14 protein-coding genes are annotated in these 12,494 nt (G+C 29.1%); 13 read left to right on the forward strand and 1 reads right to left on the reverse strand.

Annotation, left to right across the window (positions count from 1 at the left end; genetic code table 11):
• Window positions 1-159 precede the first annotated feature (159 nt).
• From spoIIAA to spoVAEA, 10 genes are all read left to right on the forward strand, one after another.
• Window positions 160-501 (forward strand): anti-sigma F factor antagonist, encoded by a 342-nt coding sequence (gene spoIIAA / locus AYC61_RS12160; RefSeq protein ID WP_066502621.1) that lies wholly within the window; start codon window positions 160-162, stop codon window positions 499-501.
• 6 nt (window positions 502-507) lie between these two features.
• Complete coding sequence (gene spoIIAB, locus AYC61_RS12165) at window positions 508-945, forward strand: anti-sigma F factor (protein ID WP_066502624.1); 438 nt, start codon at window positions 508-510, stop codon at window positions 943-945.
• A 4-nt stretch (window positions 946-949) separates the two neighbouring features.
• Window positions 950-1,711, forward strand: a complete 762-nt coding sequence (gene sigF, locus AYC61_RS12170; protein WP_066502626.1) for an RNA polymerase sporulation sigma factor SigF — start codon at window positions 950-952, stop codon at window positions 1,709-1,711.
• A 99-nt stretch (window positions 1,712-1,810) separates the two neighbouring features.
• A complete protein-coding gene (locus AYC61_RS21290; protein ID WP_156456451.1) occupies window positions 1,811-1,975 on the forward strand; it encodes a hypothetical protein in 165 nt (54 codons plus the stop codon).
• A 23-nt stretch (window positions 1,976-1,998) separates the two neighbouring features.
• Window positions 1,999-2,610, forward strand: coding sequence for a stage V sporulation protein AA (locus tag AYC61_RS12175; RefSeq protein ID WP_066502628.1), 612 nt, complete (start codon window positions 1,999-2,001; stop codon window positions 2,608-2,610).
• Window positions 2,611-3,027, forward strand: a complete 417-nt coding sequence (locus tag AYC61_RS12180; RefSeq protein ID WP_066502638.1) for a stage V sporulation protein AB — start codon at window positions 2,611-2,613, stop codon at window positions 3,025-3,027.
• Complete coding sequence (gene spoVAC / locus AYC61_RS12185) at window positions 3,017-3,496, forward strand: stage V sporulation protein AC (RefSeq protein WP_082759942.1); 480 nt, start codon at window positions 3,017-3,019, stop codon at window positions 3,494-3,496. Before AYC61_RS12180 ends, spoVAC begins: the two co-directional genes overlap by 11 nt.
• Before the next feature lie 36 nt (window positions 3,497-3,532).
• Window positions 3,533-4,531 carry a stage V sporulation protein AD gene (gene spoVAD, locus AYC61_RS12190; protein WP_066503119.1) on the forward strand — a complete coding sequence of 333 codons (999 nt, stop codon included), beginning with the start codon at window positions 3,533-3,535 and terminating at the stop codon, window positions 4,529-4,531.
• A 96-nt stretch (window positions 4,532-4,627) separates the two neighbouring features.
• Entirely contained in the window at window positions 4,628-4,984 is a 357-nt protein-coding gene (gene spoVAE / locus AYC61_RS12195; RefSeq protein WP_066502642.1) for a stage V sporulation protein AE, read from the forward strand.
• A gap of 15 nt (window positions 4,985-4,999) precedes the next feature.
• Window positions 5,000-5,557 (forward strand): stage V sporulation protein SpoVABEA, encoded by a 558-nt coding sequence (gene spoVAEA / locus AYC61_RS12200; protein ID WP_066502644.1) that lies wholly within the window; start codon window positions 5,000-5,002, stop codon window positions 5,555-5,557.
• A gap of 99 nt (window positions 5,558-5,656) precedes the next feature.
• Here spoVAEA and AYC61_RS12205 read toward each other — a convergent pair whose 3' ends face one another.
• Window positions 5,657-8,731: a penicillin-binding protein 1A gene (locus AYC61_RS12205; protein ID WP_066502647.1), complete on the reverse strand. Its 3,075-nt coding sequence runs from the start codon at window positions 8,729-8,731 to the stop codon at window positions 5,657-5,659.
• A 284-nt stretch (window positions 8,732-9,015) separates the two neighbouring features.
• On the opposite strand from AYC61_RS12205, the gene AYC61_RS12210 reads away from it, so the two are divergent.
• From AYC61_RS12210 to yunB, 3 genes are all read left to right on the forward strand, one after another.
• A complete protein-coding gene (locus AYC61_RS12210; protein WP_066502650.1) occupies window positions 9,016-9,786 on the forward strand; it encodes a patatin-like phospholipase family protein in 771 nt (256 codons plus the stop codon).
• 76 nt (window positions 9,787-9,862) lie between these two features.
• Window positions 9,863-11,638, forward strand: coding sequence for an aminopeptidase P family protein (locus AYC61_RS12215; RefSeq protein WP_066502653.1), 1,776 nt, complete (start codon window positions 9,863-9,865; stop codon window positions 11,636-11,638).
• Between the two features lie 100 nt (window positions 11,639-11,738).
• Window positions 11,739-12,422, forward strand: a complete 684-nt coding sequence (yunB, locus tag AYC61_RS12220) for a sporulation protein YunB (RefSeq protein ID WP_242866787.1) — start codon at window positions 11,739-11,741, stop codon at window positions 12,420-12,422.
• Window positions 12,423-12,494: the final 72 nt, after the last annotated feature.

Consider the following 12,494-nt stretch of genomic DNA (forward strand, 5'->3'; position numbering starts at 1 on the left):
TATTTATTTTATATAATTATATGAGAAAAATTTAAAATTAAATGTGTATCATATTAAAATTTCTAAATATAACAAAATAAGACAAAATTCATTGAAGGAAAAACACTTAAAGATGAAGAAGTTGAAAAAAAGGACCTAAGTTTAAAAAGGAGGGATACAATGGAATTAAAATTAAAAACAATAAATAATAATTTGATTGTTAAACTTAATGGAGAACTTGATCATCATACATCTGAAGAAGTAAGACAAAAAATAGATGATTTTTTTATGGCAAGAAGTTTAAAAAATATTGTAATGGATTTTAACGATTTGAAATTTATGGATAGTTCTGGAATAGGATTGATAATTGGAAGATATAAGTTAGTAAAAGATAGGAAAGGAACTGTTAAAATAACAAATGTTGATGCAAGACTAAAAAAAATGATGATTATGTCAGGAATACAAAAAATAGCGAAGTTTTATGATACCCTAGATGATGCATGTCAAAATAATGAGGAGTGATGAAAAATGATTAAAAATAATATGAAATTAGAAATACCAAGTTTATCACAAAATGAAGCATTTGCTAGGGTAGTAGTTGCTGCATTTGCAGCTCAGTTAGATCCGACTATAGAAGAACTATCTGACATTAAAACTGCAGTTTCTGAAGCTGTTACTAATTGTATAATACATGGATATGAGAATACTCAAGGCATAATAATAATAGAATGTTCAATTATAAGTACTAAAATTGAAATTACTATTGCTGATAAAGGTAAAGGAATAAATAATATTGAAGAAGCAATGCAACCCCTTTATACTTCTAAGCCTGAACTTGAAAGATCTGGTATGGGATTTACCGTTATGGAAGAATTTATGGATTCTATAAAAGTTCATTCGGAGGTGGGACGTGGCACGGAAATTATAATGACTAAAACATTTAATAGTCTCCCAAATGAGGAATAATTATATGAGTTCTATTACAAAAAAAACAGATAGTGATTTTAATCATGAAGAGACAATTAATTATATCATACAAGCACAGAACGGAAGTTCTGAAGCTCAAGAATGGCTAGTGAAGAATAATATGGGGTTAGTAAGAAGCGTTGTGAAAAGATTTTTAAATAGAGGGTATGAAGCAGAAGATTTAATGCAGATTGGTTCTATAGGGTTAATAAAGGCTATAAAAAAGTTTGATATTAGTTATAATGTGAGATTTTCAACATATGCAGTACCTATGATAATAGGTGAAATCAAGAGATTTTTAAGGGACGATGGTATGGTAAAAGTCAGTAGGTCATTAAAACAAACAGCAGCTAAGGTGAATATAGCGAAGGAAAAACTTTCTAAAGTATTGGGAAGAGATGCAACTATTGAGGAAATATCAAAAGAAATCAAAATAGATAAAGAAGATATAGTTATGGCTATTGAGTCATGTCATACTCCAGAATATTTGTATGATGTTATTCATCAAAATAATGGAAGTCCTATTCATTTAATTGACAGAATTGATGGAGATACTAATTTAGGCTTGGATATTGTAGATAAAATAACTATAAAAGAAGTAATTGGAAAGCTAAAACCTAGAGAGCGTCAAATTATTATTATGAGATATTTCAATGATAAAACTCAAACTGAGATTGCAAGTATGTTAGGAATCTCTCAAGTACAAGTTTCGAGGATTGAAAAAAAAGTGTTGGAAAATATGAAAAAAATGCTAAAAAAGGTATAGATTATATACCTTTTTTTTTTGCATTAAAAAAAAAACATAGTAAATAATATAAATATAATTGTTTCTATTATTATCATTTTTGAAATGGAGCTGATATATATGAAAAAACATATAAAAATAATAATAGTATCTCTGATAGTTATTTGTATAACTACTGCAATCACTTTATTCTATCATTTTAAGGAAGATAATACTATAGAAGCTCCTAAAAAAGCTAAATTGGTTGATAATGTATCAAATGATGTTTGGGGTGATATATTATAATAAATCATGAAATTCAAGTATATTTGCAGCTAGAACAATCAATAAATATATATGCAGAACAGAGAATAAAACTTAATGATTTAGCAAAAATTTATTGTGAAGACAAACTTATACTAGAAAAATTAAATCATATCGTGATGATTAGTTCATATAAACAAAAAAATGATAGTTTAATTTTTGCTATAGACATAATAAATAAAATAAATGAAAAAATAAATAATTTAAATTTAAATATAAATATAATAGGTAATACAGAAATCTTAATAAAATATAACGACACAGAAAAGGAAAATAAACTACTCTTTTTTTTAAAGGTGTTATTTGTATGTATAATATTATGTTTAGGAGCTTCATTAGCGATTATTAATTTTCATGAAGATGCTAATATGGATTCATCTTTTAAATCAATATATTTTTTAATAACAGGAAAATATGTAGAAAAGCCACTTATAATGCATATTCCATATTCATTAGGACTTTGCTCTGGTGTATTTGTCTTTTTCAATCATATTTGGAGTAAGAAAAACAAAAATGAGCCTAGTCCATTAGAATTAGAGATACATAGTTACGAAAATGATATCAATAAATATACAATTGATTATATAAAGAATAATAAAAAAGCAGGTAGAAAATAAATGACAATTTTAATGATTTTGCTGGCTTTAAGTGTAGGAATAATTGAGGGGGCAGGGGTTGCTTCGTTTATAACACTATTAGATATTGTTCCGCGACTTGCACAAATAACAAAGTCAAAGAAATATGTTAGTTTATATGAAAAAATTATAGGTATTTCAATAGGATTTGTAGTGTTTGCAAGAGCTATTTATTTAGATTTTGGACTCAATAAATATTTTATGATACCGATAAGCTTTATTTTTGGAGCATTTATTGGTTTATTAGCTTCTGCTTTAGCTGAAACTTTAGATGTAATGCCAGTCATGGAAAGAAAAATAAAGCTAAAAAAATATCTTTATGTTACTCTTTTTGCATTAGCTTTTGGTAAGGTTACAGGTTCAATTGTTTATTGGGTAGTTTTAATTGATGTTAAATAGTATTACGTATAGAGGAGTGAATAAATTGAGAAATATTAACCCTATTGACTATAATAAATACGCAAATGATAAAGCACCAAAAATGAATTATCTTAAAAATTGCTTGTGGGCATTTTTTGTTGGTGGTACTATTTGTACTATTGGACAAATAATTTTGAATTTACTAAAAAATTATGGATTAGATAAAAAAGATGCTGCAACAGGAGTGTCTATAATTCTAGTATTTATTGGTGCATTGTTAACTGGTTTAGGGGTGTATGATAAGATAGGCAAAAGAGCAGGAGCTGGTTCAATAGTTCCAATTACAGGCTTTGCAAATTCAATAGTTTCACCAGCTATGGAATTTAAAAAAGAGGGATATATATTTGGTGTTTGTGCAAAGATGTTTGTAATAGCTGGACCTGTATTAGTATATGGATATGGAACCTCAGTAATTGTCGGTTTAATATATTTAATTTTAGGTAAATAAATTAGCAGGGAGGGTTTTAGATTGCTTAATAAAAGAATGGGAAAACAAACAATTAAACTTCATAAACCACCTTCTATAGTTTCAACAGGTTCTATTGTTGGACCTAAAGAAGGTGCTGGACCATTGTGTAGTTTTTTTGATGTAATATTAGATGATGATTTGTTTAACGAAAAAAGCTGGGAGAGAAGTGAGTCTAAGCTTCAATCAGAAGCAATAAAGATAGCATTAAATAAGGGGGAAGTATCTACAGCTGATGTCAATTATCTATTTGCTGGAGATTTACTTAATCAACTTATGTCTTCAAATTATGCTGCAAGAGCAACTGCTATACCTTTTTTTGGACTATATGGAGCTTGTTCAACAATGGCTGAATCATTAAGCCTTGGTGCAATGACAGTAGACGGTGGGTTTGCTCAAAAAGTATTATGTGTAACATCAAGTCATTTTAGTTCTGCTGAGAGACAATTCAGGTATCCTTTAGAATTTGGAAATCAGAGAGCATTAACAACACAATGGACTGTTACTGGTTCTGGTGCTGCATTATTGTCTGTTCAAGATAAGCCGCCATATATAACACATGTTACAACAGGCAAAATAATTGACCCTGGAATTAAAGACGTTAATAATATGGGAGCAGCTATGGCACCAGCAGCAGCTGATACAATTATTCAACATTTTGAAGATACTAAGTTTTCTGTTAATGATTATGATTTAATTATAACAGGTGATTTGGGTATTATAGGTAAATCAATAGTTTTAGATTTAGTACAACAAGAAGGGTATGATATAAAAAATATATATCAAGACTGTGGAGTTAAAATATTCGATAATGAAAAGCAAGATACACATGCAGGGGGTAGTGGATGTGGTTGTTCAGCTGTTGTTTTTTGTGGATACATATATAGCAAACTCAAAGAAGGCAGTTTAAATAGAGTTTTATTAGTATCTACTGGTGCTTTGCATTCAACAACTAGTATACAACAAGGTGAATCTATTCCAGGTATAGCTCATGCTGTAACAATTAGTAATACTTAAAAAACATGAATAGAGAATAGTTATCAGTAACTAGAAAAACACAATTTAGTATAGTAACAAGTGATTTAAAATATCACAATGTTAGGAGAGATGACAATGGAATATTTCAGAGTCTTTTTAGTTGGGGGGATAATTTGTGTTATAGGACAATTGTTAATGGATTGTACAAAGCTTACTCCCGCTCATGTCTTAGTGACCTTTGTTTCGTGTGGTGTTATACTAACAGCGTTAGGAATCTATGAACCTATTGTAAAGTTTGGTGAATCAGGTGCTACAGTGCCTTTATTAGGATTTGGATACACTTTAGGTAATGGAGTTATGGAAGCAGTAGATAAGAAGGGTCTTATAGGTGTTTTTACTGGAGGAGCTCAAGCAACAGCAGGTGGTGTTGCAGCTGCTGTTGTATTTGGTTATTTAATGGCTGTAATATTTAATCCCAAGACCAAAAAGTGATAAGGAGTATCTAGTATGAATGATAAGAGAAATGTTATTATTGTAACAGATGGGGATAAAAGAGCAAAACATGCTGTTGAATTAGCTGCTAAAAACATTGGAGGTAGATGCATTTCTAGATCAGCTGGTAATCCAACTGAATTAAGTGGTGATGAGATAGTTAATTATGTTCTTAAAGCTATGTATGATCCAGTAGTTATTATGGTTGATGATTTAGGTCATCCTGGTTATGGGAAAGGAGAATTAGCAATTTCACAAATAATGACTCACCCCGAAATAAATGTATTGGGGGTTGTGGCTGTAGCTTCAAACACTGAAATGGTAAGTGGTGTAAAAGTCGATTTTTCAGTGACTTGTGATGGCAAGATAATAAATAAAGCAGTAGATAAGGAAGGTCACCAAACAGAAGATAATAAAATTTATGGAGACACTGTAGATGTACTAAATTCTTATAATTTTCCTGTAATTGTTGGAATAGGGGATATAGGAAAAATGAATAGGAAAGATGATTGCATTATAGGAGCTCCAATAATAACAAAGGCCTTAGAAGAGATAATTAAATACAAGCATTAATGTATATAATTATAAATATTTCTACTATTTTTAATGTTTTAATTAAAAGAGCTGTCTTAATAAGACAGCTCTTTTATTCAAGATATTTTTGACATCTCTTTAATCATCTTCTAATAAACTATCTATTACATTAAACATGTCATCTACATCTTTATTATTATTATTTGTTGAAGTATTTTCATTATCATTATTGTTATATTCAGTATTGTCAGTAGTATTAGTATCTTGATTTTGGTTAATATTTGGTTGTGTATTTTCATTTGTACTATCATTATTATCAAATAATCTATCCCATAAAGAATCAGGTTCTGCGTGAACGTCACAATACTCAGTCGGCACTTGGTATTGATAATCCCTAGGAAGATAATTTAAATTTTCTTCTGGAATATAAGTTTCTGGTCTCTGAATAAATACTTTATTTTCAATCAATTCAGGTGGACAATATTCATTAGCAAGCTTACCTGTTGAAATATCTATTGGAACTTCTACATGGACATCGTCATATTCAATAGGCTCAGTACCTTTTATAAATATTTCTGAGACTGCTGTACTGCCACGTGGATCTCTTTTACTTAATTCAGTAGCTAGTTTTCCTGATTCAGTATCAATAATTTTAGTAACAAAACCCTGTTCTTGAGTAAAATCTTTTGGAGCGAGATCTTTATGAATTTCTTTCATAACATTGCTCCATAAAACAGCAGCGTATTTACTTCCATTGTCAAGCTTTATACTTTGGTTGTCATTACCAATCCATGTTCCAGCTATATAATAAGGAGTAAATCCTACAAACCAAGCATCGACTTTATTTTGAGTAGTACCAGTTTTACCTGCAGCTGGTATTTTAGCATTATAACTATATAATCGTGCATTCTTAGCGATACCTTCTGTAACTGTACTCTTCAAAATATCAGTCATAAGGTATGCAACTTGTGAAGATGCTACTGTGTTTTGCTTTGATTTATTTTCCAAAATAATATTTCCATCTCTATCTAAGACTTTTGTATAAGCAATAGGTTCAGTATATATACCTTTATTAGCAATTGCTCCATAAGCAGCTGTCATTTTAAGTGGAGATATTCCTTTAGTCATCCCACCTAATGCTAAAGCAGAATAGTTTTCATCAAAATTACTGCTACCCTTAGCTATAGCTTCTTCTTTTGTAGTAAAAGAATCATTACTAGGGTTTTCACTATCAATGATACCCATTCTAGTCAAATATTCTATTGATGTTTCTAAACCTAATTTTTCTAAAAATTTAACTGATGCCACATTTATTGATTGTTCCACTGATTCTCTTAAAGTTACTAAACCTCTATAATCATCTGTTAAGTTGTTTATTTCATATGAGTTTCTTCTACCGTACCAGTTTCTTGGCCATAAATTACCTTTATTATCGTAGTGAGGTACATCATCAACTATTGAAGCAGCAGTGAAGCCATTATCTAAAGCTGGCAAATATACTGAAACTGGTTTTAATGCTGAACCGGGTTGTCTTGCTGAAGTAGCTCTATTTAATACTCTGCTTCCCTTAATATTTCTTCCGCCTACAAGTGCCTTAATATGTCCGTTATAATCCATTAAAACAAAAGCGGACTGTGGTTGAACAATACCTTTTTTATCTTTATAAAAATATTTAGAATTAATAAGCATATTACCATTATTATCAATACTATAAAAGTTTGGTTGAGTATCAAGGAAACTTTTGTTAATTAATAATCGTTTATTGTCTCTATCAGAAGTATAGCATGTTTTTGGATCAAGAGACCAAACTGAATGAGTTAAAAGGTTCTTATCTTCATCTATTGTGTAATAGTCAGTTATATCAGCATTTCTATAATTTAACTTTTTATTTTTTATAGCTATATTTCCATCGCTTAAAATTTCGTAAGTTCCTTTTTCTATTATTAAGTTATAATCTTGATCTAGTAAATTATCCTTGGTATAATATGCGATATTTTTAAAAGAATCAATAATATTTTTGTGACTATCCAAAGTTCTTTTAACAAGCTTAGCTCCTACAATATTACCAGAATTTTTAGTAAGTATTTCACCAAAATTATTATATATATCTTCCATCTTGCTTTGGATTTTAATGTCCATAGTAGAATAGACTTTCAATCCACCGGTAAATAATTCCTCTCTAGCTTCCTCTCTAGTATAGCCAAACTTATCCATTAAGTCATTAATAACACAATCTTTAAGGTAGTCATTTAAATAAGATGTTTCAATGTTTTCATTCCTCTTTGGATCAGGATGGATAGCTTGGCGCATATCTACTTTAATAGCTTCATCATATTCTGTTTGATTAATCATTTCTAAATCAAGCATCTTCTTTAAAATTATTCTTTGCCTTTCAACTGCTTTAGGGTTAAAAACAGGAACATATAATTTTCCTGCTACATCTATATATTGTACTTGATGTGGATCTTCAGTTCCTACAACTAGATGCTTATCTTTGTCATACTTATTTGGATCAACAGTGAAATATAATGAGTAAAATGTTGAAGATTTAGGAGCACCTGCTATCATTGCGCTTTCAGCTAAAGTTAAGTCTTTAGCATCTTTGGAAAAATATGCTTGTGCAGCTGCTTGTACTCCATAAGCTCTTTGACCAAAAAATACTGTGTTTAAATAAGACTTCAATATTTGTTCTTTTGTAAGTTCTCTGTCAAGTTGTATGGCTATATACATTTCTTTAATTTTTCTGGTAACTTTTTTTTCTTTAGTTAAATAAATATTTCTAGCTAATTGTTGAGTAATTGTACTAGCACCTTGTTCAAAAGACATTTCCTTTAAATCATGAACAAATGCTCTAACCATACCTTTTGGATCTATTCCGTAATGTGTATAAAACCTTTCATCTTCTATAGCGATAATAGCATTTTTCATATAATCTGATATTTCATCAAGCTCAACTATAGTTCTAAATTCTTTTGCATCCACTTTTTCAATTAATTCGCCATTTTGATCTAAGATAATTGAATTCTCATTGAGATAAGCAGTAACCTTTGATGGGTCAATAGGTGGAACACTTTTCACTATTGCAAATATAACACCAAAAGCAGTACCAATTGAGATAAATATAAGTAATACAATTATTATTAATATAAGTCTCAAAGCACTTAATTTTTTCTTCTTTTTTTGTTTCTCAGGCTTTCTTTTTAACTCTGACATAATAATACCTCCTTTTTACGATGAAGGTTGTAACAAAGAACCTATGTAATTATATCATAGATAAATAACTTTGTTAAATTTATTAGCGTTTTGTAAGCTAATTGTAACACAAGAGGGTAATGATAAAGTATTTATATTATTATATAATTAACAATTATTACTAATAATATAATTGTTCGATAGAAATAGTTGAGTAATTTTGAAAAATTAATTGTTTTGGCAAATATTTTGGTATAGTATATAGATTGTAGGTAATAGGCAATAGGTAATAGGAGTGATTTTTAATGATAGGATTATGTTTACAAGGTGGAGGAGCTAAAGGAGCTTTTCAAGCTGGTGCTATTTATGCACTAAATGAAGTGGGCGTAAATATAAATATAGTTTCAGGGACTTCAATTGGTGCAATTAACTCTTATTTTATTTATGCAAATAAGTTTGATAAAATGAAAAATTTGTGGCTAAATACTGACGAAAGCAATTTCAAGAATAGTGTAACGTATGAAAAAACTATTGATAATTCTTACATAATCGGTAATTTACCAAAGTTTGAAAAAACAAATAAGAATATTAAATCTGTTTTTATTAATTATGTAGAGGTGTCAAATTATAATTTAATAGAAAGATATGAAGATATAACTAAACTTGATGTAACTAAAGCTATTGAAACTATTAAATACAGCTCATTGTTACCAGCTCCAAAAGGAGACGTAAGAAGTCAAGATGATTTATATAAAAATTTTGATTCTAGAGAATTATTTGAAGAATTCTTTTTAGATGTAAAAAAAGGTGGTTATGATGGATTTAATCTAGATGGGGGTTTGATGTGTAATACTTTTTTGAAACCATTTTTAAATAATCATGTAGAAAAACTATATATTATAGTTTTTAAAAATAATTATAAAATTCCAGAATATCTATTGAAAGAGTATACTGAAGATAAGATAATTGTAATAAAACCAGATTTTTCATTTGAACCATCTGACACATTGAGATTTGAAAGAGATTTTTGCGAGCAATTATTCTGGAAAGGATATGAAATAGTGAAATTAATGTAATATGTACTAAATAAGGTTGTAATAATATGTAAAGATATTATAATATTAGATAAAGAGAATCTAAGGAGGTTATGATATGAATGTAAGCGAAAGAATAGCTAAATTAAAGGACTTAATGAAAAGCAGGAATATAGATGCTTTTATAGTTCCTAGTTACGATGCTCATCAAAGTGAATACGTTGCGGACCATTGGAAATGCAGAGAATGGATAACAGGTTTTACTGGTTCAGCAGGAACAGCTGTTATTACATTGGATGAATGTGGACTTTGGACAGATGGAAGATATTTTATACAAGCGGAAAATGAATTAAAAGGCTCAGGAGTAAAATTATTCAAGATGAGAGAACCTGGAGTACCTACATTTTATGAATGGATAGCAGATGTCTTACCTAAAAACAGTAATGTAGGAATTGATGCTAAAATATTTCCTTTAGCAGTTGTAAATACAATGAAAGATAAATTTAAAGCAAAAAATATTAATATAAAAGACGGTGATTTAATAGATCAGATATGGAATGATAGACCATCAATGCCTATGTCTGTTGCTTATGATCATGATGTTAAATATTGTGGTAAATCAAGAATAGAAAAAATATCTGAACTTAGAGAAAAAATGAAGACAATAGGTGCTAACTACAATATTATCTCTAGCTTAGATGATATAGCTTGGTTATTTAATATAAGAGGAAATGATATTCATTGTAATCCTTATGTGATATCATATGCTTTAATCTCTTTAAATGAAGCATTCTTATTTATTGATAATAAAAAGGTCGATTCTGATATAAAAAGCAAACTTAAAGCTGATGAAATAGTAATAAAAGGTTATGAAGAAGTTGCTGATTACATAAAAAGTTTACCTGAGGATGCAACTATTTGTTTTGATCCAAACAAAACTAGCTATTGGTTATATTCTGCAATTCATAAAAATGTCAAAAAAATTAAAGGAATAAATTTTACTACTAAAATGAAAGCTATTAAAAATAGTGTGGAAATAGAAAACTTGAAAAAATGCCAAGTAAATGATGGCGCTCAAATGGTTAGATTTATGAAATGGCTAAAGCAAAATGTAGGAAAAGAGAAAATGACAGAAATATCTGTAGACCAAAAGCTTGAAAGCTTTAGAGCACAAATAGATACATTTGTTACTACTAGCTTTGATACAATAGCTGCTTATCAAGAAAATGGTGCTATGATGCATTATAAGGCTTCAGAGGACAAAAATTCTGAGCTAAAGGCCGAAGGATTTTTATTAGTAGATTCAGGTGGACAATACTATGATGGAACAACAGATATAACAAGAACATTTGCTTTAGGCGCATTAACTGATGAGCAAAAAAGAGACTTCACATATACATTAAAAGGACATATTAATTTGGCACAAGCTAAGTTTTTATATGGTTGTACAGGAGCTAATCTTGATATTTTAGCAAGAAGACCATTATGGGAACAAGGAATTGACTATAAATGTGGTACAGGACATGGAGTAGGATTTTTCTTGGGTGTACATGAAGGACCTCAGAATATTAGCCCGAGAATGATTAATGTACCTATAGAAGCAGGTATGGTTACTACAAATGAGCCAGGTGTATACAAAGAAGGTAAGTATGGAATAAGAATTGAAAACACATTGTTGGCAGTTAAGGACATGGAAAATGAATATGGAACATTTATGAAATTTGAAACAATTTCTCTTTGTCCAATAGATTTAGATGCAGTTGAAGTATCATTATTAAGTGATAGTGAAAAAAATTGGCTAAATGAGTATCATAAAACAGTTTATGATAAATTATCACCAATTTTAAATGAAGAAGAAAAACAGTGGTTAAAAATTGCAACTAGAGCCATTTAATAATTGACATGTAAATTTCCAAGGAAATTCATTATATATTAATAAGTATATAAGAAACATCCCCTGATAATATGCATATATTATTATGGGGGTGTATTTTTTGGGTTTAAATAATGGTTTTAAAAAAAGAAAAATCAATTATAATAAGAATAAGACATTCTTTATAATAGTAGGTATATTAGTTGTTATAATCTATGGATTTTATTTAGTAGATAGAAGCATAAAACCTATTGTACTTGCAATGAGTGAAGTAAGAGCAAGAATGATTGCAACTCAAGCAATAAATGATGCTGTTAAAAATAAGATAAAGGGAGATATTAAATATAAAGACTTGATATATATTTCTTACGATAAAAATGGTAAAGTAGCTACAATGCAAGCAAATACAATACTTATGAATTCAATTGCATCTGAAGTAGCATTAGAAGTACAGAAAAAAATGAAAGATGTATCAGCAAGCAGTATAAAAATTCCTATAGGAAATGCTTTAAAAAGTCAGATATTATCACAGTACGGTCCAAAGATTAATGTTGATATTATGCCATTAGGTTCTGTAAAAGTTGACTTTGCAACAAAATTTGAAGAATCAGGTATAAATCAAACAATTCATAGGGTGTATTTGACAATACAAGCTCAAGTAAGAATAGTAATTCCATTAGGAGCAGATACAGCTAAGATTACTTCTACGGTACCAATAGCTGAAACTATTATTATTGGAGATGTTCCCCAAAGTTTTATTAGTGTTCCCAAAGATGACTTTTTAAATGTTATACCAGGACCTTAAAAAATATTTAAAAGTAGCTATTATTTTGATATAATACATATAACTAGGATTATTGATAAAAAATATTCATGG

The sequence above is a fragment of the Abyssisolibacter fermentans genome, from assembly GCF_001559865.1.
Lineage (GTDB): Bacteria > Bacillota > Clostridia > Tissierellales > MCWD3 > Abyssisolibacter > Abyssisolibacter fermentans.

Coding starts and splice junctions, on each gene's coding strand:
- spoIIAA (WP_066502621.1), top strand. CDS start 160: ATGGAATTAAAATTAAAAACAATAAATAATAATTTGATTGTTAAACTT.
- spoIIAB (WP_066502624.1), top strand. CDS start 508: ATGATTAAAAATAATATGAAATTAGAAATACCAAGTTTATCACAAAAT.
- sigF (WP_066502626.1), top strand. CDS start 950: ATGAGTTCTATTACAAAAAAAACAGATAGTGATTTTAATCATGAAGAG.
- AYC61_RS21290 (WP_156456451.1), top strand. CDS start 1,811: ATGAAAAAACATATAAAAATAATAATAGTATCTCTGATAGTTATTTGT.
- AYC61_RS12180 (WP_066502638.1), top strand. CDS start 2,611: ATGACAATTTTAATGATTTTGCTGGCTTTAAGTGTAGGAATAATTGAG.
- spoVAC (WP_082759942.1), top strand. CDS start 3,017: ATGTTAAATAGTATTACGTATAGAGGAGTGAATAAATTGAGAAATATT.
- spoVAD (WP_066503119.1), top strand. CDS start 3,533: ATGGGAAAACAAACAATTAAACTTCATAAACCACCTTCTATAGTTTCA.
- spoVAE (WP_066502642.1), top strand. CDS start 4,628: ATGGAATATTTCAGAGTCTTTTTAGTTGGGGGGATAATTTGTGTTATA.
- spoVAEA (WP_066502644.1), top strand. CDS start 5,000: ATGAATGATAAGAGAAATGTTATTATTGTAACAGATGGGGATAAAAGA.
- AYC61_RS12205 (WP_066502647.1), bottom strand. CDS start 8,731: ATGTCAGAGTTAAAAAGAAAGCCTGAGAAACAAAAAAAGAAGAAAAAA.
- AYC61_RS12210 (WP_066502650.1), top strand. CDS start 9,016: ATGATAGGATTATGTTTACAAGGTGGAGGAGCTAAAGGAGCTTTTCAA.
- AYC61_RS12215 (WP_066502653.1), top strand. CDS start 9,863: ATGAATGTAAGCGAAAGAATAGCTAAATTAAAGGACTTAATGAAAAGC.